The organism is Aquabacterium sp. OR-4, assembly GCF_025290835.2.
Lineage (GTDB): Bacteria > Pseudomonadota > Gammaproteobacteria > Burkholderiales > Burkholderiaceae_C > Pseudaquabacterium.
Window position 1 is genome coordinate 325539 of the sequence record NZ_JAOCQD020000003.1, and the last position, 25355, is coordinate 350893.

Here is a 25355-nt window from a genome sequence, read left to right on the forward strand (position 1 = left end):
GCGCCGGCGCTGCATCGGCCCGCAGTGCCCCGCAGCGTTGCCGCGCAGTGGGGTTTCAGCCCGGCGCCGCCTGGGCTGCCGGCTGGGCCCTCAGCGCAGGCGGCAGGCCCGGCCGGCGCACCAGCGTGCTTCCGTGCTTGTCAGCCAAACGGCCGCAGCACGCGCCCGAACAGCCGGTGCATGCGCTCGAAATGCCGCTCGGAGGCCGCCCGCTCGTACACCGCACGCTGCGGAAACGAGAAGCCGTGCTGCGCGCCGGCGTACCACTCGATGCGGTACGGGGCACCGCTGGCCTGCAGGCCGGCGTCCAGCTGGGCGATGTGCTCGGGCGGCGCCCACTGGTCGATCTCGGCGCAGGCGTAGTAGCCCTCGCAGCGCAGGCCGGCGGCCACGCGGTGTGGCGAGTCAGGCGAGTCGGTGACCCAGTTGGCGCCGTGGATGGCGGCGATGGCGCGGATGCGCTCGGCAAAGTCGAGCGCAGCCCACACCACGAAGGGGCCGCTCATGCAGTAGCCCAGGGCGCCGATGCGCTGCGCATCGGCCACCTGCGGGTGGGCGTCCACCCAGGTGAGCAGGGCTTGCGTGTCGGCGCGGGTGGTGGCGCGGTTCAGTGACTGCATCAGGCCGAACATCTCGGCCAGCGGCGCCTCGCTGCGGTCCTTGAGCTCGTATTCGTAGCGCTGGCGGTGGTACAGGTTGGGCAGCAGCACGCAGTAGCCGGCGCTGGCCAGGCGGCGGGCAAAGCCGTGCAGCTCTTCGCGCTTGCCGGGGGCGTCCATGTAGAACAGCAGCACCGGGTGCGGGCCGCCTTCTGCAGGACTGTCGGGGTGCACCACGAAGGTGGCCATGGGGCTGCCGTCGCTGACGAGGTCGAGATGGTGTTCGATCATCGCCACATCATCGCCGCAGGCCGGTGCGGTGGCCAGGGGGATTTGCCGGTGCCCGGGCCTGGCCCCCGATCAGTGCTTGACGACGATCTTGTCGAACACGCCGCCGTCGGCGAAGTGGGTCTTCTGCGCCTCGCGCCAGCTGCCGAACACGCTGTTCAGGGTGAAGAGTTCAAGCTTCGGAAACTGGCCGGCAAACTGTGCCGCCACCTTGGCGTCGATCGGGCGGTAGTAGTTCTCCGCGGCGATCTTCTGGCCTTCGGCACCGTACAGGTATTCCAGATAGGCCTGGGCCAGCGGGCGCGTGCCCTTCTTGTCGACCACCTTGTCGACCAGTGCCACCGGCGGCTCGGCCAGGATCGACAGCGGCGGCGCCACGATGTCGAACTTGCCCGGGCCCAGCTCCTTTTGCGCCAGCAGGGCCTCGTTCTCCCAGGCCAGCAGCACGTCGCCGATGCCACGCTCGACAAAGGTGACGGTGCTGCCGCGCGCGCCGGTGTCGAGCACCGGCACGTTGGCGAACAGCTTGCCCACAAAGGCCTGGGCCTGGGCATCGCTGCCGTACTTGCGCTTGGCAAAGCCCCAGGCGGCCAGGTAGTTCCAGCGCGCACCGCCGCTGGTCTTGGGGTTGGGCGTGATCACGCCGATGCCGGGCTTGACCAGGTCGTCCCAGTCCTTGATGCCCTTGGGGTTGCCCTTGCGCACCAGGAACACGATGGTGCTGGTGTAGGGCGAACTGGCATGCGGCAGGCGCTTTTGCCAGTCGGTCGGCAGCAGCCTGGCCTTGTCGGCGATCTCGTCGATGTCATAGGCCAGTGCCAGGGTCACCACGTCGGCATCCAGGCCGTCGATCACGGTGCGCGCCTGCTTGCCCGAGCCGCCATGGCTTTGCCGGACGCTGACGTTGTCGCCGGTCCGGGCCTTCCAGTGCGCGGCAAAGGCCTTGTTGAAGTCCTGGTACAGCTCGCGCGTGGGGTCGTAGCTCACGTTCAGCAGGGTCAGGTCCTTGGCCAGGGCCGGTGCGGTGGTGGTGGCGGCCACGGCGGCCAGGGTGGCGGCGATCAGGGTGCGGCGGAGCAGGCTGGGAGTGGGCATGGGGGTGGGGCCTCAAGGCATGTGGTGCAGTCAGCCGCATGCTAGGCAGGCCTGCAGCGCGAGAAAACGAAGCGATGGGCGCATCGATCATCGCCAATCGCATAAGCCGCCAAGCGCGGGTGCGGCCGCCGGGGCCGGGGCCTGCGCACCATGGCGCCGCTCGCGCACCAGGCGGTGCTCCATCGCCAGCACCCAGCGCCGGGCCAGTGGCAGCGGGCCATGGCCCGACTCGGCATTGACATGGCCGGCGTCACCCAGGTTCACGAAGTGGCTGCCCCAGCGCCGCGCCCACTGGTGGGCGCTGTCGATGCGCATCCAGGGGTCGGTCTGGCTGCCCACCACGGTGGTGAGTGTTGCCAGCGGGCTGTGCGGCAGCTGCCCGGCCAGGCCGAACTTGGCCGGATCGGCCGGCGCCACCAGCAGCGCCGCGGCAATGCGGCCGGTGGCTGCGCCGCAGCCGGCCGGGCGCGTGGCCAGGTGATGCACCAGCGCCAGCACGCCGAAGCTGTGTGCCGCCACCAGCCAGGGCCCCGGGTCGGCCTGCGCCAGCGTGCTGGCGATGCGCGCGCTCCAGCGCGCCAGATCGGGCGTGTGCCAGTCGGCCTGCTCCACGCGCACGCTGCGCCGGTGCAGGGCCTGCAGCCAGCTCTGCCAATGGGCCGGGCTGCTGTTGTGCAGGCCCGGCGCGATCAGCAGGCGCGGCGCCACATCGCCACACGGCCGGGCCGGCGGGCGATGGGCCGCCAAGCGCGCGCGTGGCAGGGCGTCGGCGTCGGCGTCGGCATCGGCATCGGCATCGGCATCGGGGATGGTGAGGGTCATGGTGTGGATCGCCGGGTGGGGCGCCGTGCAGGTCGGCGTTGCGGCCGGCAGCGCCGGCCCCGCAGCGCGCAGTAAACGCCCGGACGGGCGCCGCGTGAACGAAGGCTTTCGATGCAGCTCATGCGCCCGGCGCATGCCCGCGTTCTGCGGCTGACCGGCGCCTGACCGGCGGCCGATCTGTCGCTGGCCTGCCACCCGCCCGCCCCTGGATGCGGGTCGGGCCCGGCGCGCGCCGGCCGGGATCGCTTACCCTCGCGCGCCATGACCCAGGCGTCCGATCCCCCGCGCGGCCCGCTCGAGCCCGGCGGTCAGCCCGACTCTGCGGGCTGGCCCGTCCCCACCCGCCTGTCCGGCACCACGCAGCTGCTGCCGGGCGGCGAGGCGGGCACGGCGCCACGCGCCAGCCCCGAGCCCGAGCCCGAGCCCGAGACCCGGCCATCGCATGCCGGCGATCGCCTGGGGCCCTGGTTGCTGGACGCCAAGATCGGCGAGGGTGGCATGGGCGAGGTGTGGCTGGCGCGCCGCGCCGATGGCCTGTACCAGGCCGATGCGGCGATCAAGCTGCTGCGCAGCGATCTGCCACGCGCCCGCCTGGCAGCGCGTTTTGCGCGCGAGCGCCGCGTGCTGGCGCGGCTCAACCATCCCGGCATCGCCAAGCTGCTGGACGCCGGCATCACCGACGACCACCAGGCCTGGCTGGTGCTGGAGTACGTGCAGGGCTGGACGCTGAACACCCATGTGCGCCGGCGCTGCCCCACGGTGGCCCAGCGCGTGGCGCTGCTGATCGAGGTGGCCGAGGCGGTGGCCCACGCCCATGCGCAGCTGATCGTGCACCGCGACCTCAAGCCCAACAATGTGCTGGTCACGCCCGAGGGCGCGCCCAAGCTGCTCGACTTCGGCATTGCCGCGCTGCTGGACGACGACGACGAGCAGAGCAGCCAGCTCACCCGCATGACCGGCCGCGGCCACACGCTGGGCTATGCGCCGCCCGAGCAGATCACCGGTGGCGCGGTGGGCGTGGCCGGCGATGTGTTCTCGCTGGGCGTGATGCTGCACGAGCTGCTGTCGGGCGAGCTGCCGTTCTCGCACGTGGATGCGCCGCGCACCGAGCTTGAGCATGCGGTGCTGCACGAGCCGCCGCGCCGTGCCAGCCACAGCCGCGCCCAGCCGCCCGAGCGGCCCACCGATGCGCGCCTGGTGCGTGGCGATCTCGATGCCATCGTCGCCAAGGCCTTGCGCAAGAAGCCCGAAGAGCGCTACGAGAGCGTGCGGGCGCTGATCGACGACCTGCAGCGCTGGCGCGAGCACCTGCCGGTGCGCGCTCGCCGCGACGACTGGCGCCACCGCGCCCGGCTGTGGCTGAAGCGCAATGCGCTGATCGCCGGCCTGTCGCTGGCCACCGTGGTGGCGCTGGGCAGCGGCCTGGCGCTCAGCCTGCAGCAGTGGCGGCGCGCCGAGGCCGCGGCCCAGCTGTCGGACCAGGTCACCGGCTACCTCACCGAGCTGCTGGCCAGCGCCGGCCCCGAGGCGCACGGTGGCCAGTGGCCCAACGTGCTGCAGCTGCTTGAAAAGAGCCGCACCGACATCGACACCCAGTTTGCCGCGGCGCCCGACACGCGCCTGCGCCTGCTGGACGTGCTGGTCGACACCTACATCGCCTTGAACCGCTACGACCAGGCCCTGCCGCTGGCCGAGCAGGCGCTGGCCCTGGCACGCCAGCACCATGGCGCACTGGGCCGGCCCACGCTGCGGGCGCAGCTGATGCTGGCGCGCGTGTATGCGCCGCTGGGTCCGTGGGACAAGGTGGTGAACCTGCTCGAGCCCATCCGCGAGCCGGTGATCGCCGAGTTCGGCCTCAACACCCAGCCCACGCGCCAGCTGCTGTACGCGCTGAATGCGGCCTATGTGAAGATGGGCCGCCTGGCCGAGGCCGAGGCCACGCTGCTGCAGGCCGGCCGCGTGACCGCCGCGATCTACGGCAACGACAGTCACGAGGCCGCCGAGCACCACAACCACCTGTCGGTGCTGTACTCCGAGCTGGGCCGCACGCGCGAATCGCTGGGCGAGCTGCGCAAGACCGCCACCTTCCAGCGCAGCACCGCCGCCGATGACCGCCGCCTGGCGCTGGTGCTCCAGCGCAACACGCTGGCCATGCAGCAGCGCCTGGGCGAGATCGACGACAACGAGGCCCGCGCCGCCCGGCTGTTCACGCAGATCGACCAGCTGCTGGGCCCGCGCAGCGGTCTGCGCCTGAGCCTGCACAACGAGATGGCGCGCTGGCACACCGACCGCGGCGAGTACGCCAAGGCCTTGATCCACCGCGACGCGGTGCTCGACAGCGGCGGCCCCGATGCCACGGCCGCGCGCACCGGCCAGCTGCCGGCACGCGCGGCACGCCTGCTCACCCGGGCACTGGCCGGCGCGGCGCCGGCCGCCGCGCTGGGCGCCGAGGCCACGCAACTGGCCGCCCAGGCCGAGCAGCAGCACGAGACCCTGGGCGCGCTGGCGGTGGACACCTGGCTGGCACTGGGCCGCGCCGGCCTGCTGCTGGGCCAGCCGGCGCTGGCCGAGCAGGCGGTGCGGCGCCTGCGTGGCGCCACCACGCTGAACCTGCGCGACGGCGAATCGCGCGGCAGCCGCCTGAACCAGCTGGAAGGCGAACTGCTGCGCCAGCGTGGTGACCTGCCCGGCAGCGCCGCGCTGCTGGCCAAGCGCGTGCAGTGGCTGGCGCGCGATGCCGATCAGGCCCTGCCCGCCACCTGGCATGCCCGCCTGAGCCTGGCCGCCACGCTGGTGCAGCAGGGCTCACCGGCGGCGGCCCAGGCGCTCGAGCAGGCGCGGGCGGCGCGGCCGGCGGGATGGCCACCGGGGCATCCGATGGACGCGGTGGCGGGCTTGCTGCACGCGCGGCTGGCGGGGGGTGGGGCTGCGACTGCGACTGGTGCCGAGTCGGCGTCTGCGGCTGCTGCTGCTGCTGCTGCTGCTGCCAAGGTGGATGCGGCGTTTGGGTGGGCGGTGCCTTGGCCGGTGGTGGGGGTGTTTCAGTAGGCCGGCGGCTTGGCTTGGCCTTGCAGTTGAGGCGTTCCCATGGCTCTTTGCAGCGCGCCGGGGTTTCGCCCCGGCGGGCGACCTACTTTCTTTTCGCGAAAAGAAAGTAGGCAAAGAAGGCGCATTGAACTTTCCGACACCGCCGTGCCGCTTGTCCAGCATCGGGGCGGGCGCCTCGCCCGCCCGGCGGGCTCGAACAGGCTGCCGACATGGGGCTTGGCAAGGGATACGTTGCCGCCGATGGCATGGCCGCTCATCTGTGAAGGCTCCGGCTGCTCGCCGCAAGTGGGCAGGCCGTGCCACCGGCAGAGTGCCTGGGCCATAAATTGGGCGTTGGCCTGGCCTGACCTTGGCACTGGCACTGGCACCGTCACTGACCAAAACCAAGACCTGCCCACACCACCCTGCGCCCGCAAGTCTTGACCGGGGGGCCCGCGCACGTGGATCGGCTACATGCATGTCCGGCTGGCTATGTTCGAGCCCGCGGGGCGGGCGAGGCGCCCGCCTCGATGCACCCAACAAAATGCTCAGTGGTGTCGGAAAGTTTGGAAGGCGCTTCTCTTTGCCTACTTTCTCTTTCGCCTGAAAGAGAAAGTAGGTCGCCCGCCGGGGCGAACACCCGGCGCGCTGCAAGGAGCCATGCGAAACCCCGCGCAGCAAGGGCAACCAGCCCATCCGGCCCAACAGGCAGGAGACGCGGCAAACGCAGCGGTTCAAGCCAGATCGCTTGGCGCCCGGCTCAGCTCGTTGTTCGCCGTCACCAGCACCCGCAGCATGCGCATGAACTCCAGCCGCTGCGCCACCGGCAAGGGGGCCAGCATGCGCTGCTGGGCGCGTTGCATGTCGGGCTGCACGGCCGCCAGCAGCGCCAGGCCGGCATCGGTGATGGTCAGCAGCCGCACCCGCCGGTCGGTGGCCGAGGCATTGCGCTGCACCCAGCCGCGGGCCTCGAGCCGGTCAACCACCCCGGCGATGGTGGAGGTGTCGAAGCCGATCGCGCGCGCCAGCGAGCGCTGGTCGAGCCCCGGCGCGGCCTGCACCGTCTGCAAGGCGGCGTACTGCACCGGCGTGATGCCGTGGGCCTCGGTCTCCTGCAGAAAGATGGCCACCGCGATCTGCTGCAGCCGGCGGATGTGAAAACCGGGCAGCGCGTCGAGACTCACCTCGGGGGCGGCGGGCGCCACCACGGCAGCGGCAGCGGGCGCGTCGGCAACAGGCGCAGGGGCGGCGGTGCGGGCCTTCTTCATGGCGGCAGGGGCGGGCAGGGCGCCGGATGCTAGCACCATGCTGATCATCAGCCTGCTGATGACCACCGCCTGGCCCACCCGGCGCCTTGCGGCGCTGCGTGGCGCTGCAACGCGTGGCCTGGCGCGGCCCGATTCGCTACGCTGGCGGCGTCAGCGGCTCGGCCAGCCAGCTGCGCAGCAGCGCATAGGCCTCGGGGCGGCTCAGCAGGTCGAAGTGGTTGGCGCGGGTGATCAAGGCGCAGCGTGCGGCCGGCACGTCCAGCGCCATGCCGGCGCGGCTGTGCTCACCCCAGGCGCTGGCCACCGACACCAGGCCGTCGCCCAGCAGCGCATGGCGCAGGCCGCTGGGCTGCCCGGCGGTGGTGGCGGCCATCAGGAACACGGCCAGGCCCGCGGGCAGCGGCACGGCCTGGCGGTTGTCGTGGTGCTGGGCGTGGCGGTGGTCGTCGCCTTGCGGGCCCTGCCAGTCGGTGTCGAGCAGGTTGCCGTAGCGCAGGTCGGTGATGCCGGCGCTGCGGGCCTTGCCCAGGCGCGCAAAGGGCGCCACGTAGGGGCTGAGCGTGAGCAGCGTGTCCACCCAGCGGCCGCCCCGCTCGAGCGCGGCGCCGTGGTGCGGGGTGCCCAGGCACACCAGGCGTGTCAGGCGGGCTGGCCAGGCCATGCCGGCCTGGGTGGCGGCGTGAATGGCGCTGCGCGCCACCAGGCCGCCCATGCTGTGGCCCACCACCACCAGCTCGTCCACCGGCTGGGGCCATTCGGCCAGCAACTGCTCGATCAGGGCGGCGAGGCTGCGGCCGTTCTGCGAGACATGCAGGCCGCTGTTGTAGTGCAGCCAGAGCGGCGTGAAGCCCAGGTCGCGCGCCAGCGCGGCGCCATGCTCATGGCTCTGGCCGGTGGTCTTGTCGAGCCGCTGCCACTGCAGGTCGTTCATGCACAGGCCGTGCGCCAGCACCACGATGCGCCGGCCGGCACCGGGCAGGGCCGTGGCCAGCGCCGCGCGGGTCAGCGTGAGCCGCTGCCCGCCCACGCGCAACGCCATCGGGGTGGCCAGCGGGTTGCCGGTGGCGGCCAGGTGATCGCCCCACACGCCGTTGAGCGCGGCCAGCGCGGCCTCGCGCTCGGGCGAGGGGGCGGCCGTGTCGCTGCCGGCCTCGGGCCACACGCGCAGCAGCGCATCGGCGGCGCGGCCGGCCAGCTGCATGCTGCCGCGCACCGCACCGTAGACCAGGCCGGTGATGCCGCCGGGCCGGCCGGCCGGCATGGCCGACACGATGCCGGTGCGCCGGGCGATGGTGTGGTGCAGCGCCTCGACCAGGCCGGTCACGCCCAGCGCGGCATCCACGCCCAGCTGCGACAGGCCGCGCACATCGCGCGCCAGCAGTCGAAAACGCACCGGCCGTGCCGGCACCTCGGGTTCACCCATGCATCCACCTCGGCCCCGTCAGGGGGCGGCACCATGATGCGCGCGGCCAGCGCCGTGGAGCAAGCGCGCGATTGGTGGCGGCTCCCGGGCAGGGCCGGGTGCCCCCAGCGGGCCGGGCGCCCCAGCTCACGCCACCAGGCGCACCAGCGGCAGCAGGTCGCGGCTCAGCAGTTCGGCAAACTCGTCGGGTGCCACGGCGCGGCTGGTCAGGAAGCCCTGGTACTCGTCGCAGCGCTGGCTTTGCAGAAAGGCCAGCTGCTCGCGTGTTTCCACGCCCTCGGCCACCACCTTGAGCTTCAGGCTGTGGGCCAGCGCGATGATGGCGCTGACGATGGCCTCGTCGTCGGGGTCGTTGACCAGGTCGCGCACGAAGCTGCGGTCGATCTTCAGCGCCGCGATCGGCAGGCGCTTGAGGTAGCCCAGCGAGGAGTAGCCGGTGCCGAAGTCGTCGATCGACAGCTGCACACCCATGTCGGCCAGCTGGGTGGCGATGGTGCAGCTGAGCTCGGGCTCGGCCAGCAGGATGGATTCGGTGACCTCGATCTCGAGCATCGGTGCCTCCACCTCGTGCTCGCGCAGCGCATGCGCCACCAGCAGCGGCAGGCCGCGTTCGCGCAGGTGGGTGGAGGCCAGGTTGACGGCCACCGGCACCGGCTTGAGCCCGGCCGCGCGCCAGGCGGCGATCTGGCGGCAGGTCTCGGCGATGACCCATTCGCCCACGGTGATCTCGAGGCCGGCGTCTTCCACCAGCGGGATGAATTCGCCCGGCGGCACGATGCCGCGCTCGGGGTGCTGCCAGCGGATCAGGGCCTCGGCGCCGACGATGCGGCCGCTGACCACGTCCACCCGCGGCTGGTAGTGCAGCACGAACTCCTGGCGTTCGATGGCGCGGCGCAGCCGCGTCTCCATGCGCAGGCGGTCCAGCGCACGGGCGTTCATCGAGCGGTCGTAGAGCTGGAAGCCGCCCCGGCCGGCCGCCTTGGCGCGGTACATCGCGGTGTCGGCGTTCATCAGCAGGGTGTCGATGTCGGCGCCGTCGTCGGGGTAGGTGGCCACGCCCACGCTGGCGCCGACGAAGACCTCGGTGCCCATCACCGACACCGGCTCGCTCATCTGCGCCACCAGGCGCTGGGCCACGGCGCCGGCGTCCTCGGGCCGCGCCACGTCGGTGAGCAGCACGATGAACTCGTCGCCGCCCAGTCGCGCCAGCGTGTGGCCGCCGGCCGGCTGGCCCAGATCCAGCGGCGCCGGGCGCAGGTCCAGCGGCGCGGGCCGCGTGTCGCCACTGCGGGCCACCACGTCGTGGCCGCGCAGCGCGCCGGCCAGGCGCGCGCTGGCGGTCTTGAGCAGCTCGTCGCCGGCCTTGTGGCCCAGCGTGTCGTTGACGCGCTTGAAGTTGTCGAGGTCGACAAACATGATCGCGATGCGCCGGCCGTGGCGCTCGGCCTGGGCCAGGGCCCTGGCCAGCTGCTCGGTGAACAGCAGGCGGTTGGGCAGGCCGGTCAGCGGATCGAAGTAGGCCAGGCGGCGGATCTGCTCCTCGGCGTCCTTCGATCGCGTGACGTCGTGCACCGCACCGGCCAGGCGCCGCGCCGGGCCGCCGGGAATGCGCTCGATCACCTCCACCTGCTGGTGCAGATGGCGCACCGCGCCGTCCCAGGTGAGCACGCGGTGGTCGATGGCAAAGCCCTCGCCCTGCTCGACCGCGCGTTCGCAGGCGCGCTGCAGGCGTTCGGCATCGTCGGCGTGCACGGTGGCAAAAAAGCCCGGCAGGCCGGTGTGCGCGGCGTCGCCCGGATGGCCAAACAGGCGCCAGGCCTGCATCGAGGGTTCCAGCCGGTCGCTGCCCACGTCCCACTCCCAGTCGCCCATCTCGCCGATGCGCTGGGCATTGGACAGGCGGCGCTGGTTCTGCTGCAGCTCGTTGATGGCGATGCTGGCGCGCAGCATGTAGCGCACGCGGTGCGGCAGCACGCTCCAGTTGATCGGCTTGGTGATGAAGTCGGTGGCGCCCACCTCGAAGGCGCGGTCGATCGAGGGTGTGTCGTCCAGGCCGGTCATCATGGCCACCGGCACGCGGTTGCCGCCGGGCATGGCGCGCAGCGCGGCGCAGGCCTCGAAGCCGTCCATGCGCGGCATGTTCACGTCCATCAGCACCAGGTCGGGCAATTGCACGGCCATGGCCTCCAGCGCGGCCTGGCCATCGGCCGCCTCGACGATGCTGAAGCCGGCGCGCGACAGCGTGGCGCGGGCCAGGCGGCGGGCGCCGGCATCGTCGTCGACCACCAGAATGCGGGCATTGCTGATCATGCGGCCACTCCCATTTCAGCGCGCAGCAGCGGCCGCACACGTTCCATCATGGCCACGGCCGCGGCCACCAGGTCGCCCAGGCCGTGGGTGTCGCCGCTCTTGGCCTGGCGCTCCAGGCGCTGGCACAGGTCGCCCAGGGTCTTGGCGCCGACGTTGAAGCTGGCGCTCTTGAGCGCATGCGCGGTGCGTGCCAGATCGGCGGTGTGGCCGCCGGCCAGCGCGGCCAGCAGTGCATCCACATGGGTGTCGCTCTCGTCCAGGTACATCTGGATCACTTCGTCGAGCACCGAGCCGTCGTCGTCGATGGCGCGGATGTTGTCCAGCGCGCCGCGGTCGAGCAGGCCGCCCTTGGGCTCGGGCGGCGCGGCGGCGGCGGCCTCGGCCACCTGCTGCGCGTCGGGGGCGCTGACGCAGTGCGCCGGCAGCCAGCGGGTGAGCACCGCCGCCAGCTGCGCACGGGTGTAGGGCTTGGCCAGGTGGTCGTCCATGCCGGCGGCCAGGCAGACCTCGGCATCGCCCACCAGCGCATTGGCGGTGAGCGCGACGATCGGAATGCGCTGGCCCCGGCCGGCCTGGCTTTCGCCGGCGCGGATGGCGCGGCTGGCGGCGTAGCCGTCCATCACCGGCATCTGGCAGTCCATCAGCACGATGTCGAAGGCCTGGTCAGCGCTGGCCGCGGCCAGCGCATTGAGCGCCTCCTGGCCATTGGGCACGATCTCCCAGCGGCAGCCGAGGGCCTTGAGCATGTTGCGTGCCACCACCTGGTTGACGCCGTTGTCCTCGGCCAGCAGCACGCGGGCGTCCAGGCGCATGGCCAACGTGGGGGCGGCCGGCGACGGCGTGGCCGCCTGGTCGCCCAGGGTCTGGGCCAGGGCGCGGAACAGCTCGGTGCGCTTGACCGGCTTGCTGAGGTAGGCGCCAATGCCGGCCTCGCGGGCGCGGGCCAGCTCCTGCGGCGAATGCAGCGAGGTCACCAGCACCAGGCGCACCTCGTGCAGCGCCGGGTCGGCGCGCATCGCGCGGGCCAGCTCGATGCCGTCCATGCCGGGCATCTTCATGTCGATCAGCGCCACCTCGAAGGGCTCGCCCCGGGCGTGCGCCTCGCGCAGCAGGCGCAGCGCCTCGTAGCCGTCGGGTGCGGTGGCGCAGCGCATGCCGCCGGCCCGCACATGGCCCTCGAGGATGTCGCGGTTGGTGGCGTTGTCGTCCACCACCAGCACATGGCGCCGGCTCAGCGTGCCCGGGTGCGGCACCGCCGGCACGCTGGCCGCAGGCACCAGCGGCAGCGTGAACCAGAAGGTGGAGCCCGCGCCCGGCGTGCTGTCCACGTCGATCTGCCCGCCCATCAGCTCGACCAGGTTGCGCGAGATGGCCAGGCCCAGGCCGGTGCCGCCGAAGCGCCGGGTGGTCGAGCCATCGGCCTGCGCAAAGGCCTTGAACAGGCGCGAGCGCGTCTCGGGGCCCAGGCCGATGCCGGTGTCGTGCACCGAGAAGCGCAGCGTGCCGGCGTCCTGGCGCTGCACGTCGATCAGCACCTCGCCGCGGTCGGTGAACTTGACCGCGTTGCCGATCAGGTTGGTGAGCACCTGGCGCAGGCGGAAGGGGTCGCCGCGCACTGCGCCGGGAATGCGCTCGTCGATGCGGCAGGCAATCTCCAGCTGCTTGGCATGGGCGCGCGGGGCCAGCAGCTGCACCACGTCTTCCACCGCCTGGTAGAGGTCGAAGTCGAGCGACTCGGTCTCGAGCTTGCCGGCCTCGATCTTGGAGAAGTCGAGGATGTCGTTGATGATCGACAGCAGGGTCTCGCCCGAGCTGCGCACGGTCTCGACAAAGGGCCGCTGCTGCGAGTCGAGCGGGGTTTCCAGCAGCAGCTCGGTGAGGCCCAGCACGCCGTTCATCGGCGTGCGGATCTCGTGGCTCATGTTGGCCAGAAACTCGCTCTTGGCGCGGCTGGCGGCCTCGGCATCGGCAATCGCCTGGCGCAGCTCGCTCTCGCGCTCGCGCAGCTGCTGCTCGGCCAGCGCGCGCTGGGTGATGTCGAAGAACACGGTGTACACGCCAACCACCTGGCCTTCGTCGTTGACGTCGGGCAGGTGCCGGCCCGAGTGCCACACCGGGTTGCCCAGGCGGTCGGTGCGCTGGCGCTCGAGCGGCACTTCCTCGCCGGCCAGCGCGCGGCGCAGGCGCGGCTCGATGTCGGCAAACACCGCGTCGCTGACCAGTTCGCGCACCGCATGGCCCACCACCTGGTCGCCCGGCACGCCCAGCCACTGCTCCTGCGCGCGGTTGACATAGCGGTAGTGCAGGTCGGCGTCGATGTACGACACGGTGATCGGCATCTGGTCAAGGATGATGCGCAGGCGGCGCTCGCCGCACTGCGCCACCTCCAGCGCCTGCTGCTCGGTGCTGACATCCTGGGCCAGCAGCTGGCAGCCCACGGCCAGGCCGACGTCGTCGCGCAGGGCCACCAGCTCGATGGCCAGCCAGCGCTCGGGCTGGCCGGTGCGCAGATGCGACAGGCGCAGGCGCTGCGGCGTGCCGCCCAGCGCGGCCCCCAGCGCCACGTTCAGGCGCGAGGCGTGCGTGGGCCCGAAGGCCTCGGCCATCGGCAGGCCCTGCAGATGGGCCGGCGCCACGCCCAGCCACTGGGCCAGCGTGTCGCTGGCGGCCACGCAGCGCTGGCTGCGGTCGACCGTGGCCGTCAGCAGCGGCAGCGCGGCCAGCACCGTGCCGGCATCGCGCTCGGGCTCGCGCCGCCGGGCGCCGGAGCGCGTTCGGCCCCAGGCCAGCGCGCTGCCCACCAGCAGGGTCAGCAGGCCGGGCAGCACCGCCTCGTGCAGATCCGCCAGCGGCGCCAGGGCGCTGAACTGGCCAGACACGCTGCGGCCCAGCTGCAGGCCCAGCAGCAGCAGTGCCACGCCACCCAGCCACCAGCGGGTGGCGGTGGGGTGGCCGAAACTCTGGCTTGGTGTCACGGCTGGTCTCCTGATGCTGCGCAGCACGGCGCGGTCACGGCCTGGGCGGGTGCCGCCGGCGCGGCCGGCAGCTGGAAGCTCACGAACTCGGCATTGCCCAGGTCCAGGCGCTGGGCGCGGCCTTCCAGCAGCGCCAGCACCCGGGCCACGCCCTTGCTGCCCACCACCAGCGGATGCGCCGCGCGGTGCGCGGCGATCGAGGCCACGGCCAGCGCGATGCGGGCCACGAAGTCGGCCTCGGCCTCGCCACCCGGCGGGGTCTGGCCCGACGCCAGCCAGGCCTGGGTCTCGGCGATCGGGCGCAGGTTCCAGTCACCCAGGCGGCGCTCGCCGAAGCCCGGCACCACCAGCATCGGCACGCCACCCAGCGCGGCGGCCAGGATGGCGGCGGTCTCGCGGGTGCGCTTCAGGTCGCTGCTGATCACCAGGCCCACGCGGGGGCGCAGCGCGCACACCTGGGCGGCGGCGTCCAGCGCCTGCTGGCGGCCGGGCTCGGTGAGCGGCAGGTCGAGATCGCCGCCGCAGCGCAGGCCGGCGGCGTTGGCGGCCGTGGCGCCGTGCCGCACGAAGTACAGCGGCGGCATGCCTTGGGCAGGGGTGTACTGCATGAGAAAACGCTTTCAGGCAGGAGCGACCGAGGGTCGGTGGTTGGCACAAGCCGGCGCTGGCGGACGCCCGGTGCGGCAGGGCATCAGCGCAGCGCGTTGAGCGGTGCAAACGGGATCGGGCTGCCCGGGTAGGCCTCGCGCAGCGGGGCGTGCAGCACGCTCCACTCGCCCTGCGGCCCGCCGTCGCCCTCGAGCCACCGCCGGATGAACCAGATGTGGTTGCGGTCGGCCAGCAGCGGCGCATGGCCGGTGTCGGGGATGTGCATCAGCGTGATCTGCCGGCGCCGCGACATGCGTGCGATGGTGGTGTCGAACAGCGCGTCCGACTGCATGCCGTGGATCAGCATCACCGGGCAATCCACATGCTGCCACTCGCCCCACTGCAGCAGGCTGCGCTGGGCATCGCGGCGGTAGGCCTGCATGGCGCGCACGTCGTGGCGGTAGATGCGGCCGTTCTCCACGTCGCACCACTTGGTCTGGTGGAAGGTGAGGTTGAAGCGGATGTCCTCGCTCACCGGGCCGTCGTTCTTCTGCGAGGCCCCCACCTTGCGCAGCAGGTCCGACGGCTGGCGAAAGACATAGTGCCGGGCAATGGTGTCGGCGCGGCGGCGGCGGCGGCGCGCCGGGATGTGCGGGCCCACGTCGTTGAGGATCAGCCGCTCCACCAGGCCGGGATGCTTGGCCATCATCGCGATGGTGGCGCTGCCGCCCATCGACGAGCCCAGCACCGTGACCGGCCGGTCGCCCAGGTGGGCGATCATCTGGCGGATCTGCTCGGCATAGGTGGCCAGCGAGTAGTCGCCCTCGGCCGCCAGCCAGCCCGAGCGGCCGCGGCCCAGCCAGTCCATGCACACCACGCGCCAGCGGTCGCTCAGATCGCTGGCCAGGTAGCTGAAGCGCATGGCCACGTTGGCCACGCCGCCGCAGCACAGCAGCACCGGCGCATCGGCCGGGCCCCAGGCGGTGTAGGCCACGTTCACCGGGTAGGGCTTGCGCAGCCGCCGCGGCGTGGCCGGCTGCAGCTTGACCGGATGCACATATTCGAACTGCTCGAGCGCGAACTGGCCATGGAAGCGGCCGACCACCCGGCTGGCCAGCGCCATGTAGTCGTTCCAGTCCGACAGCTCGCGGGCACGCTGGCGCACCGGCGGCTCCCAGGCCACGTCGATCAGCTCGCCGGGCACGGTGTCGCCGGCGCTGTCATCGCGCGGAACAATGGAGAACGCGTGTTTCATGTCAGGCGATCTCCGGCGCCTGGTCAGGCGTGCAAGGGTTGAAGGAGGCGAGGGTGCCGCCGGTGTTCAGGTGGCTGGCACCTGAGGGCGTGCAGGGGCGAGCCAAGGCACCAGCCCTGGACAAGCCGTGTGGAGGGCAAGACGGCAGCAGTTGCGGCATGTGGACGACAGCAGGTACGGCAGGGTGCTGCAGCGGGCTGCAGGGGGTGGGGAAGGCCTGGCGGATGACGCCGGGGCCGTCCGAGGTCGTCATTTCTGACAGCCTGTGTGGCGCATATCGGCCGGCGTTGGCCGCTTCTTTAGCGGTTTCAGCCCTGCTTTTCAGTGCATCGGCCCATTCGTGACGGTGTTCAAGTTGCTGTTGCGGGCGTCGATAACCTCGCACCGAGGCTTTGCCCTTTCTGCCCCGGGCCCCGGGCCTGGTCGTGGAGATGTAGGAATCACATGGAATCAACCCAACGCCGGATGTTCGTGGTGGCTGTGCTGGTCTGCGGCTTTGCCGTCGGCATGGCCGGGCTGCTGAACTTCTTCAAGTACCGCAGCACGGCGCTGAACATCGTCAAGGAGCGCCTGCTGGTCACCGGCCGCAGCGTGGAGAACAGCGTCAACTCCTCGCTGGCGCTGGGCATGCAGTTCGGCGACATCGGCACGCTGCAGGCCACGCTGGAGCGCGAACGCGCCACCGACGACCTGATCGAGGGCATCGACGTGTTCGACACCGATGGCCGCATGCTCTACAGCACCGACCGCCTGCGGGCCAACCGGCCGGTGCCCGCCGCCTGGCTGCGCACTGCGCGCAAGTCGGGCGCGGTGGACTGGTTTGTCGACGATGACCGCGCCGCCGCGGCCGGCATGTCGATCGAGAACTCCTTCGGCCTGACGCTGGGCTATCTGGCGGTGCGCTTCGACGCCGACCGCGTGCGCGACGGCGCCTGGTCGGTGGGCCGCGACATCGCGCTGGCCTCGCTGGGCGTGTTTGTGGTGGCCGCCGCGCTGGCCTCGGCGCTGCTGATGCGGGTGATGCGCGGCCTGGGCCGCGATGTCGAGGGTGTGGAGGCGGCACTGCGCTCGGGCGACGCCGGCCGGGCCTCGGCCAGTGCGGCGCGCGGGCATTTCGGGCCGGCGCTGCGCAAGTTCTTCGACACCGTGCGCCACGCCGAAACCGAGATTGCCGACCTGCAGGCCCGCTTGCAGCGCGGGAGCCAGCCATGAACGCGACCTACCTGCGGCGCATCTACCTCAAGCTGGCCGGCGTGGTGACGCTGGTGGTGCTGCTGGCCCTGCTGGCCAATGCCGCACTCACCCAGCGCACCTTCGAGCAGGCCCTGGCGCCCGAGGTGGCCAAGAAGGCCATGAGCGTGGGCGCCTCGATCCGCGCCCTGGTGCTCAAGGCGGCCGAGAACGGCATCGGCTTTGCCGAGCTGTATGGCGTGGAGCAGCGCTTTGCCGACGTCAAGAACGAGGCCCCCGAGGTGGCCTACCTGGCGCTGACCGATGCCAGCGGCCAGGTGCTGTACCAGCATGCCCGCGCGCCCGAGGGCGCCGAGCGCTACTTCAGCAGCCCGGCTGTGCTGCGCCTGCTGGCCGCGCCCGAGGGCAATTCGCCGCCGATGCGCCTGGGCAACCAGTACATGGTGTCGCTGCCCATCGTGGGCCAGGACGGGCCGCTGGGCCTGCTGCACCTGGGCGTGGACGCGCGCTTCGTCAACGATCTGGTGCTGGACATGCTGTTCGATGTGCTGGTGGTGCTGGTGGTCTCGCTGTTCTTCACGCTGGAGCTGCTGCACTTCATGGCCGGCGCACGCCTGGACGCATCGCTGAAGGCGCTGGGCGAGGCCTTCGAGCGCGGTGCGTCGGGCAACTTCCTGACCCGCCGCGACCGCCGCAACGAGCTGGCCTTTGGCGGCCTGCTGCGCCTGATGGACGCCACGCTGGAGCGCGTCAACGGCGCCTATGCCGCGCTGGGCCGTGCGGTGGACGCCGGCCGCCGCGTGCCGGCACACGAGCGCCAGCCCGGCCTGGCCAAGGCCCAGGCCGGCCTGCAGGCACTGGGCGAGCGCTACCGCTTCGGCACCGAGCCGCCCAGCAACCGGCTGGAAGAGGGCGACCTGGCCAAGATCCGCGCGCCGCTGTTCATGTTCATCCTGGCCGAGGAGCTCACGCGGCCCTTCCTGCCGGGCTATGTGAAAGAGCTGCTGGTGCCGGTGTCGTGGATCTCGCCGCAGATGATGGTGGGCCTGCCGATCGCGCTGTTCATGCTGATCGTGGCCATCGGCCAGCCCTTCTTCGGCGTGTACTGCGAGCGCGTGGGCCACCGCCGCACCATGATGCTGGGCGCCGGCATTGCCGCGGCCGGCTTCGTGGCCAGCGCCATGGCCCACAACGTGCTGGATCTGCTGCTGTGGCGCAGCCTGTGCGCGCTGGGCTACGGCCTGGTGTTCGTGGCCGGCCAGGCCTTCGTGCTCGACCACGCCACCTCGGCCAACCGGGCGCGCAGCTTTGCGCTGTTTGTCGGCGCGATCATGGCCGCCACGGTGTGCGGGCCGTCGATCGGCGGCATCCTGGCCGACAACGTGGGCACGCGCGCGTCCTTCGTGGTGGCCGCGGTGCTGGCGGCGGCCTCGATGATGGTGATCCGCCTGCTGCCCGACTCGCGCGAGGTGCCCAGCAACCGCGGCCCGGCGCGCCTGCCCAGGCTGGTGGACATTGCGGCCCTGGCCACCAATCGCCGCTTCATGACCGTCACCGGCCTGGCCGCGATGCCGGCCAAGATCCTGCTGACCGGCCTGTGCTTCTACCTGGTGCCGCTGTATGTGCTGTCGATCGGCGACAGCCAGGCCATGGCCGGGCGCATCGTCATGATCTACGGCGTGGTGATGGTGGTGATGGCGCCGGTGACGGCCGCGCTGGCCAGCTCGCGCGATCGCATGAACTGGCTGGTGGGTGGCGGCCTGGTGCTGTCGGGCCTGGGCGGCACGCTGATGCTGGCCGGCCAGGACGTGGGCTGGGTGTTTGCCGCCGTGATCCTGGTGGGCCTGGGCCAGTCGCTGTCGATCTCGGCGCAAAGCGCGCTGGTCACCGAGAACTGCGAGGCCGAGATCGAGCGCCTGGGCGACGGCACCGTGTACGGCGTCTACCGCCTGCTCGAACGCCTGGGCAATGCGCTGGGCCCGCTGATCGCCGCCGCGCTGGTCTCCAGCATCGGCTTCCGCCACAGCTTCGTGGCCATCGGTGCCGGCGTGCTGCTGTGCGGCCTGGTGTTTCTGGTGGCCACCCGCCGCAGCCCGCAGCCGCAGCTGGTGCCGGCCTGACCGTCACCCGATCAAGGAGTTTTTCGTGTCGCTCAACAACACCCGCCGCCAATGGCTGACCACCGCGGCCGGCAGCGCCGGCGCGCTGGCCCTGCCGGCCTGGGCCAAGCCGGCCGCCAACCAGGCGCGGCCCTTGCGCATCTACGCCATCACCTTTCGCGGCATGACCGACGTGGAAAAGGGCTTCGAAGACTACTTCGCCACGCGCAAGGTGCCGGTCGACATCACCTACCGCGACCTCAACCGCGAGGCCGGCCGCATGCCGGGCTTTCTGGACGAGATCCGCAGCACCCGGCCCGACCTGGTGTACGCCTGGGGCACCTCGGTCACGCTGGGCGTGGTGGGGCCTTTCGACGCACCCGCGCGCGGGTCGTTCATCCACGACATCCCGGTGGTGTTCACGCTGGTGGCCGCGCCGGTGCTGGCCAAGATCGTGGCCGACACCAAGCTGCCGGGGCGCAACGTCACCGGCGTCACCCATGTGGCGCCCACCGAGGCGCAGATCCGCGCGATGGCCGCGTACCGGCCGTTCCAGACCCTGGGCGTGCTGTACACGCCCACCGAGAAGAACTCGGTGGTGGTGCTGGAAGAAATCCGCCGCCTGGGCCGCGAGCGCGGCTTCCACACGGTGGAGCGCACCTTCCGGCTCGACGCGGGCCGCAAGCCCACGCCCGATGGCGCAGCCGAGCTGGTGCACGAGCTCAAGGAGGCCGGCGCGCAATGGCTGTACCTGCCGCCCGACAGCTTTCTGGGCACGCTGGCCGAGGGGGTGATCATCCCCGCGGCCATGGAGGCCGGCCTGCCCACCTTTGCCTCCACCGAGCAGCTGATGCAGGCTGGTGCCTTGTCGGGCCTGGTCAGCCGCTACTACAACGTGGGCCAGTTCACCGCCTACAAGGCCGAGCAGATCCTGGTGGGCAAGCAGTCGGCCGGCAGCGTGCCGGTGGAAACGCTCAAGCGCTTCTCGTACCAGATCCGCATGCCCGCCGCCCGCCGCCTGAAGCTGCCACCGCCGCTGCCGATGATGGCCTACGCCGAGCTGATCGGGTCGGACACGATCGTTTCGCAGTAGCTGGGGCACCCGGCCTCGCGGGTACGCGAGACCACCCGCCGGGCGGGTTGGCGGGCCGGCTTGGGAGCGGCCCGGCGCTCGGCCCGCTGGGCACCCGGCCTTGCGGGACCGCAGGGCCACCCGCCGGGCGGGTACAGGCCCGCTTAGGAGCGGCCCGGCGCTCGGCCCGCTGGGCACCCGGCCCTGCTGAATCGCAGGTCCACCCGCCGGGCGGGTACGGGCCGGCTTGGGAGCGGCCCGGCGCTCGGCCCGCTGGGCACCCGGACCTGCGGAACCGCAGGGCTGCCCGCCCAGCACAGGCGCGGGCCGGCCAGCCGCATCAATCGGCCAGGTTGACGACGATCTTGCCGGCCACGGTGCGGTCGCGCATGGCCTTCAGCGCAGCCACCGCCTGATCGAAGGCAAACACCGCGCCCACCGGCGGGCGCAGCACACCGGCCTCGGCCAGGCGGGTGACGGCCTGGCGGTGCTGCAGCGCATGTTCGGGGTGCTGGCGGCCGTATTCGCCGGCGCGCACACCGTGCAGCGTGAGGCCCTTGTTCAGCACGCGCTGCAGCTTGACCCGCGGCAACTGGCCGCTGGCAAAGCCCAGTACCAGCAGGCGCGCGCCATAGGCACAGCAGCGCAGCGAGGCGTCGAACACATCGCCGCCCACTGGATCGGCCACCGCATCCACGCCGCGGCCCGCGGTGGCGGCCAGCACGGCCTCGGCCATCGTGTCGTCGCTGCGCAGCACGGTCACGCCTTGCGCTGCCAGGTCGCCCAGGCGCTCAGGCTGGCTGGCACTGGCGATCACCCGCGCGCCCAGGTGCAGGCCCAGCTGCACGCAGGCCATGCCCACGCCGCCGCGTGCGCCGTGCACCAGCAGGGTTTCGCCTGGCAGCAGCCGGCCCACGCGGGCCAGCGCCACCCAGGCGGTGAGGCCGGTGACCATGTGCGCGGCCGCCTCGTCCAGCGACAGGCCGGCCGGGCAGGGCGCCAGTGCGCTGGCCGGCAGCACGGTTTCCTGCGCCAGGCCGCCGGTCTTGCTGCCAAAGCACAGGCGCTGGCCGGGCTGCAGGCCGGGCGCGCCGGGGCCGGTTTCCAGCACCTCGGCCACGCCCTCCATGCCGGGCACGAAGGGCAGGGGCGGGCGCAGGTGGTACAGGCCCTGAGTCATCAGCAGATCAGGAAAGTTCAGCGCCACGCGCAGCACGCGCAGGCGCACCTCGCCCGGCGCCAGTGGCCGGCGCGGCTGCGGCGCCAGGCTCAGGCCCGACAGATCGTCGGCCAGTTGGTGGCACACCAGGGCCTGCGGCAGGCCGGCACCGGCATGGGCGGCGGCAACGGCGGTGGGGCTTGCAGCAGCAGGGGCGGTGGGCTCGGCGGGCATGGGCCAGTCTAGCCAGCCCCCCTGGCCCGGCCTGCGACACCTGCGCGACACCCGGCCTGGGCACTTGCCCCATGGCGGGCAACACCCGGGCCGCGCAGTATCGCGAGCGCTGTCTCGCGTCACTGCCACGCCTGCCCGGCGCCGCACGCACAACCGCACCGCCCACGCCGCCCACGCCGCTCACGCCGCCCACCCCCATGACCCCACCGCCCGCCCTGGCCGCCACCGATCTGCATCCGTTCACCGGCATGGACGTGCCCACGCTGCTGGCCCAGCGCGCGGCCACCCGCGGTGAGCATGCGTTCATCGTCTGGGAGCCCTTCACCGACCAGGGCGCGCTACCCGGCGAGACCTGGAGCTACCGCCGCTTCCACGACCAGGTGGGCCGCATCGCCGGCGGCCTGGCGCGGCGCGGCGTGGTGGCCGGCGAGCGTGTGCTGATCCACCTGGACAACGGCCCCGAGGCCCTGCTGGCCTGGTATGCCTGCACCTGGCTGGGCGCGGTGGCCGTGACCACCAATGCCCGCGCAGCCGACGACGAGCTGGCCTACTACGCCGCGCACTGCGGCGCGGTGGCGGCCATCACCCAGCCGAAATTTGCCGAGCGCGTGGCGGCGAACTGCCGCGCCATCCGCTGGATGGTGGTGACGGCCACCGACAACGGCCTGCCGCCCGCGCAGCCGGTGGAGCCCGGCCAGCGCTTCGACACCCTGATCGCCGCCGAGCCCGCGCCGCGCCGCGCGCCCGACCCGCTCAGCGCCTGCAGCGTGCAGTACACCAGCGGCACCACCAGCCGGCCCAAGGCCGTGCTGTGGACGCATGCCAATGCGCTGTGGGGTGCGCGCATCAACGCCGTGCACGAGGATCTGCAGCCCGGTGACGTGCACCTGGTGCATCTGCCGCTGTTCCACACCAATGCCCAGGCCTACTCGGTGCTGGCCACGCTGTGGGCCGGCGGCACGGCGGTGGTGCTGCCGCGCTTCTCGGCCAGCCGCTTCTGGCCCGTCAGCCTGAAATACCGCTGCACCTGGGTGTCGATGATCCCGTTCTGCATCAAGGCGCTGATGGCGCACGAGGTGCCGGCCGCACACGCCTATCGCCTGTGGGGCGCGGCCGCCAACGAGCTGCCAACCGACCCGCACTTTCGCGTCAAGACCATGGGCTGGTGGGGCATGACCGAGACCATCAGCCACGGCATCGTCAGCAGCCTGCATGTGCCCAGCCCGCCGCCGGCCATCGGCCGCCCGGCGCCCGAGTACGGCATCGCCATCGTCGATGACGATGAAAAGCCGATGGCCCAGGCCCAAGCCATCGGCCCCGGCGGCTCGGGCCAGCTGCTGGTGCGTGGCATCCGGGGCTTGAGCCTGTTCCAGGCATACCTGGGCAATGACGCGGCCACGGCCGCCAGCTACACCGCCGACGGCTGGTTTCGCACCGGCGACCGGGTGGATCTGCTGGAAGACGGCTCGATCCGCTTTGGCGATCGCAGCAAAGGCATGCTGAAGGTTGGCGGCGAAAACGTGGCCGCCAGCGAGATCGAGCGCGTGATCGCCGCCGTGCCCGGCGTGCATGAATGCGCCGTGGTGGCGCAGCGCCACCGCATGCTGGATGAGGTGCCGGTGGCCTTCGTCATCGCCACCGGCCAGGTGCCGCCCGATGCGCTGCGCGCCGCCATCACCGCCGCCTGCACCGCCCAGCTGGCCGACTTCAAGCGCCCGCACGGGCTGCGCCTGGTCGACAGCCTGCCGCGCAGCACGCTGGAGAAGGTGGCCAAGGCGCAGCTGCGGGCGCTGCTGGAAGGCGAGGGGGCTTGAGGACCGCCCCAGCGGGTCACGTGCCCCCCCTACTTGCTCGGTCCTGGCGGCTGGCGCCCGGCATCGGGCAGTGACATGCTGCCGCTCCTTCAGGGGTGACGCGAAGAAGGCGGGGATGCCATGGCTTATGGAAAGATCACATCCGACCGACAAGGCGGCCGCGCTGTGTTGGCCCTGGTGGTGACGGTGATATTGGGCGTGCTGGCTGCGGTTTGCCTGGACCAGTTGCCCAGCCCCGCGTTGGGCATCATCTTCTTGTTCGCCACGTGCTCACAGGCCTTTACCGTGGTGCGCTGCCTCAAGCGTCGCAGCGCCCACCAGTTCAGCGACGAAGATCTGGATCAGGACACGCGTCCGCCCATCCTGTACCTGCGCCCGTTCACGCAGGACAGTGCCGTGCTCAGTTCGGGCCCGCGCATCTTCAACATCATGAACCCCTTTTCGTGGGGCAAGGTGCGGCGCTGGCGCGGGCTGCTGTCGTCCTGGGGCGCGTTCTGGCGCTTCAAGTGGACCTTCGAGCAACTGCTGGAAGACAGGACGCGCGAACTGGGCCCCTTGGTGGCCATCGGCCAGCCCGGCACGCCACCCATCCTGGGTGCGCACAACCTGTTCGTGGGTGACGAGTGGCAGGAGCGCGTGGCCGACCTGGCACGCCGGTCCCAGTTGGTGGTGCTGGCCGCGGGCGACACGCCCGGCATCCTGTGGGAGGTGAAGTTCATGCTCGAGCACCTGGACCCCAGCAAGTGCCTCATCTACGTGGAGAGCGGCCGCTACCGCCTGTGGTGGCCCATGTGGCGCAAGGGCAGCCGCGCCAAGCTGTGGAAGCAGTTTCGCGCGCTCAGCCAGGACCTGTTTCCCGTGCCTTTGCCGGCAGCCCTGGGCCGCGCCTCCTTCGTCGCCTTCGAGGCCGGCTGGGTGCCCAAGCTGATGGACCCTCCGCCACCACCGCCCGAGGCGGCGCCCCGCGAGCGCGTGGCATACCAGCTGACGCAGATGATGTGAGCTGCGCCGCGGCAGCAAGCCGGGCCCGCCGCCACCGCATCCACATGGGTGCCAGCCAGCGCCAGCGGCACCGCGGCCACATGCCAGGCTAGAAGCCTTCGAGCACGATCTTGCCGCGCGCCTTGCCGCTTTCCAGTAGCGCATGGGCGCGGCGCAGATTGGCGGCATTGATGCGCCCGAAGTGCTCGCCCTGGGTGCTGCGCAGGCGGCGGGCATCGACCAGGCGAGCCACCTTGCTGAGCAGCAGGTGCTGCTCGATCATGTCAGGCGTCTCGTACATCGAGCGCGTGAACATCAGCTCCCAGTGCAGCGACACGCTCTTGCGCTTGAGCTTGCCGATGTCGATGCTGCCGGGCGCGGGGTCGTCGATCAGGCCGTAGCGGCCCTGCGGCGCGATCAGCTCGGCCACCTGCGCAAAGTGCTGCGCGCTCTGGGTCAGGCTCACCACGTACTGCGGCGGTGCCAGCCCGGCTTGGTGCCAGGCCTCGGCCAGCGGCTGGCCGTGGTCGAGCACATGGTGCGCGCCCATGCTGCGTGCCCAGGCGGCCGTTTCGGGCCGCGACGCGGTGCCGATCACGGTCAGGCCGGTGAGCTCGCGCGCCAGCTGCGTGAGGATCGAGCCCACGCCGCCGGCCGCGCCGATGATCAGCAGCGACTGCTCGCTGGAGCTCTCGCCCAAGCCCACGCCCAGGCGGTGGAACAGCAGCTCCCAGGCGGTGATGGCGGTCAGCGGCAGGGCGGCCGCATCGGCATTCGACAAGGACTGCGGCGCGTGCGCCGCGATGCGCTCGTCCACCACCTGCTGTTCGGCATTGCTGCCCTGGCGATCGATGGCGCCGGCGTACCACACGCGGTCGCCGCGCTTGAACAGCGTGACCAGCGAGCCGATCGCGCGCACTGTGCCCACGGCATCCCAGCCCAGCACCCGCCACTGGCCTTCTGCGGGTTCGGCGTTGGCGCGGATCTTGGTGTCCACCGGGTTCACCGACACAGCCTGCACATCCACCAGCAGATCGTGCGGGCCGAGCTCGGGTGCGGGCAGCTCCACGTCCTGCAGCGATTCGGTGTGGTGGATCGGCAGGGCCTTGCGGTAGGCAACGGCTTTCATCGTGAGAATTCAGTCTTTCAGCGGTA

Annotated in this window: 17 protein-coding genes; 6 read left to right on the forward strand and 11 right to left on the reverse strand. The window is 71.8% G+C overall.

The window, feature by feature from the left end; genetic code table 11:
• Nucleotides 1-140: 140 nt before the first annotated feature.
• From N4G63_RS23485 to N4G63_RS23495, 3 genes are all read right to left on the reverse strand, one after another.
• Complete coding sequence (locus tag N4G63_RS23485) at nt 141-890, reverse strand: dienelactone hydrolase family protein (RefSeq protein ID WP_260790045.1); 750 nt, start codon at nt 888-890, stop codon at nt 141-143.
• Between the two features lie 69 nt (nt 891-959).
• On the reverse strand, nt 960-1982 hold the full coding sequence (locus N4G63_RS23490; RefSeq protein WP_260790046.1) for a sulfate ABC transporter substrate-binding protein: 1023 nt from the start codon (nt 1980-1982) through the stop codon (nt 960-962).
• 87 nt (nt 1983-2069) lie between these two features.
• Nucleotides 2070-2804, reverse strand: coding sequence for an RBBP9/YdeN family alpha/beta hydrolase (locus tag N4G63_RS23495; protein ID WP_260790047.1), 735 nt, complete (start codon nt 2802-2804; stop codon nt 2070-2072).
• 261 nt (nt 2805-3065) lie between these two features.
• Here N4G63_RS23495 and N4G63_RS23500 point away from each other — a divergent pair, with 261 nt between their 5' ends.
• Nucleotides 3066-5852: a protein kinase domain-containing protein gene (locus N4G63_RS23500; protein ID WP_314600386.1), complete on the forward strand. Its 2787-nt coding sequence runs from the start codon at nt 3066-3068 to the stop codon at nt 5850-5852.
• A gap of 713 nt (nt 5853-6565) precedes the next feature.
• Here N4G63_RS23500 and N4G63_RS23505 read toward each other — a convergent pair.
• The 6 genes from N4G63_RS23505 to N4G63_RS23530 form a co-directional block, all read right to left on the reverse strand.
• On the reverse strand, nt 6566-7099 hold the full coding sequence (locus N4G63_RS23505) for a MarR family winged helix-turn-helix transcriptional regulator (RefSeq protein WP_260790049.1): 534 nt from the start codon (nt 7097-7099) through the stop codon (nt 6566-6568).
• Nucleotides 7100-7235: 136 nt separating this feature from the next.
• Nucleotides 7236-8522 (reverse strand): esterase/lipase family protein, encoded by a 1287-nt coding sequence (locus N4G63_RS23510; protein WP_260790050.1) that lies wholly within the window; start codon nt 8520-8522, stop codon nt 7236-7238.
• Nucleotides 8523-8648: 126 nt separating this feature from the next.
• On the reverse strand, nt 8649-10832 hold the full coding sequence (locus tag N4G63_RS23515) for a putative bifunctional diguanylate cyclase/phosphodiesterase (RefSeq protein ID WP_260790051.1): 2184 nt from the start codon (nt 10830-10832) through the stop codon (nt 8649-8651).
• Complete coding sequence (locus N4G63_RS23520; protein WP_260790052.1) at nt 10829-13807, reverse strand: hybrid sensor histidine kinase/response regulator; 2979 nt, start codon at nt 13805-13807, stop codon at nt 10829-10831. The genes N4G63_RS23515 and N4G63_RS23520 overlap by 4 nt, the downstream gene beginning before the upstream one ends.
• The gene (locus N4G63_RS23525; protein ID WP_314600387.1) at nt 13804-14415 is read right to left on the reverse strand and encodes a histidine phosphatase family protein; all 612 of its coding nucleotides are present in this window, start codon (nt 14413-14415) and stop codon (nt 13804-13806) included. Before N4G63_RS23525 ends, N4G63_RS23520 begins: the two co-directional genes overlap by 4 nt.
• Nucleotides 14416-14498: 83 nt before the next feature.
• Nucleotides 14499-15650: an alpha/beta fold hydrolase gene (locus N4G63_RS23530; RefSeq protein WP_260790054.1), complete on the reverse strand. Its 1152-nt coding sequence runs from the start codon at nt 15648-15650 to the stop codon at nt 14499-14501.
• A gap of 444 nt (nt 15651-16094) precedes the next feature.
• Here N4G63_RS23530 and N4G63_RS23535 point away from each other — a divergent pair, with 444 nt between their 5' ends.
• Genes N4G63_RS23535 through N4G63_RS23545 form a run of 3 tightly spaced genes read left to right on the forward strand, consistent with a single transcriptional unit; the run spans nt 16095 to nt 20033 of the window.
• Nucleotides 16095-16862, forward strand: coding sequence for a hypothetical protein (locus N4G63_RS23535; RefSeq protein ID WP_260790055.1), 768 nt, complete (start codon nt 16095-16097; stop codon nt 16860-16862).
• The gene (locus tag N4G63_RS23540; RefSeq protein ID WP_260790056.1) at nt 16859-18961 is read left to right on the forward strand and encodes an MFS transporter; all 2103 of its coding nucleotides are present in this window, start codon (nt 16859-16861) and stop codon (nt 18959-18961) included. Before N4G63_RS23535 ends, N4G63_RS23540 begins: the two co-directional genes overlap by 4 nt.
• 25 nt (nt 18962-18986) lie before the next feature.
• On the forward strand, nt 18987-20033 hold the full coding sequence (locus tag N4G63_RS23545) for an ABC transporter substrate-binding protein (RefSeq protein ID WP_260790057.1): 1047 nt from the start codon (nt 18987-18989) through the stop codon (nt 20031-20033).
• A gap of 319 nt (nt 20034-20352) precedes the next feature.
• Here the strand turns inward: N4G63_RS23545 and N4G63_RS23550 are convergent, their stop codons facing one another.
• Complete coding sequence (locus N4G63_RS23550; RefSeq protein ID WP_260790058.1) at nt 20353-21405, reverse strand: NADPH:quinone oxidoreductase family protein; 1053 nt, start codon at nt 21403-21405, stop codon at nt 20353-20355.
• Nucleotides 21406-21602: 197 nt separating this feature from the next.
• Here N4G63_RS23550 and N4G63_RS23555 point away from each other — a divergent pair, with 197 nt between their 5' ends.
• Together N4G63_RS23555 and N4G63_RS23560 are read left to right on the forward strand one after the other, a co-directional pair.
• Nucleotides 21603-23219 (forward strand): AMP-binding protein, encoded by a 1617-nt coding sequence (locus N4G63_RS23555; protein ID WP_314600388.1) that lies wholly within the window; start codon nt 21603-21605, stop codon nt 23217-23219.
• A 198-nt stretch (nt 23220-23417) separates the two neighbouring features.
• On the forward strand, nt 23418-24221 hold the full coding sequence (locus N4G63_RS23560; protein WP_314600389.1) for a hypothetical protein: 804 nt from the start codon (nt 23418-23420) through the stop codon (nt 24219-24221).
• Between the two features lie 88 nt (nt 24222-24309).
• Here N4G63_RS23560 and N4G63_RS23565 read toward each other — a convergent pair whose 3' ends face one another.
• Complete coding sequence (locus N4G63_RS23565; protein ID WP_260790062.1) at nt 24310-25329, reverse strand: zinc-binding alcohol dehydrogenase family protein; 1020 nt, start codon at nt 25327-25329, stop codon at nt 24310-24312.
• Between the last annotated feature and the right edge of the window lie 26 nt (nt 25330-25355).

Bases quoted from the DNA above. Each gene is read 5' to 3' on its own strand.
- N4G63_RS23510 (WP_260790050.1), bottom strand. From the start codon at position 8,522: ATGGGTGAACCCGAGGTGCCGGCACGGCCGGTGCGTTTTCGACTGCTG.
- N4G63_RS23505 (WP_260790049.1), bottom strand. From the start codon at position 7,099: ATGAAGAAGGCCCGCACCGCCGCCCCTGCGCCTGTTGCCGACGCGCCC.
- N4G63_RS23525 (WP_314600387.1), bottom strand. From the start codon at position 14,415: ATGCAGTACACCCCTGCCCAAGGCATGCCGCCGCTGTACTTCGTGCGG.
- N4G63_RS23535 (WP_260790055.1), top strand. From the start codon at position 16,095: ATGGAATCAACCCAACGCCGGATGTTCGTGGTGGCTGTGCTGGTCTGC.
- N4G63_RS23515 (WP_260790051.1), bottom strand. From the start codon at position 10,832: ATGATCAGCAATGCCCGCATTCTGGTGGTCGACGACGATGCCGGCGCC.
- N4G63_RS23565 (WP_260790062.1), bottom strand. From the start codon at position 25,329: ATGAAAGCCGTTGCCTACCGCAAGGCCCTGCCGATCCACCACACCGAA.
- N4G63_RS23530 (WP_260790054.1), bottom strand. From the start codon at position 15,650: ATGAAACACGCGTTCTCCATTGTTCCGCGCGATGACAGCGCCGGCGAC.
- N4G63_RS23550 (WP_260790058.1), bottom strand. From the start codon at position 21,405: ATGCCCGCCGAGCCCACCGCCCCTGCTGCTGCAAGCCCCACCGCCGTT.
- N4G63_RS23555 (WP_314600388.1), top strand. From the start codon at position 21,603: ATGACCCCACCGCCCGCCCTGGCCGCCACCGATCTGCATCCGTTCACC.
- N4G63_RS23500 (WP_314600386.1), top strand. From the start codon at position 3,066: ATGACCCAGGCGTCCGATCCCCCGCGCGGCCCGCTCGAGCCCGGCGGT.
- N4G63_RS23485 (WP_260790045.1), bottom strand. From the start codon at position 890: ATGATCGAACACCATCTCGACCTCGTCAGCGACGGCAGCCCCATGGCC.
- N4G63_RS23495 (WP_260790047.1), bottom strand. From the start codon at position 2,804: ATGACCCTCACCATCCCCGATGCCGATGCCGATGCCGATGCCGACGCC.
- N4G63_RS23540 (WP_260790056.1), top strand. From the start codon at position 16,859: ATGAACGCGACCTACCTGCGGCGCATCTACCTCAAGCTGGCCGGCGTG.
- N4G63_RS23490 (WP_260790046.1), bottom strand. From the start codon at position 1,982: ATGCCCACTCCCAGCCTGCTCCGCCGCACCCTGATCGCCGCCACCCTG.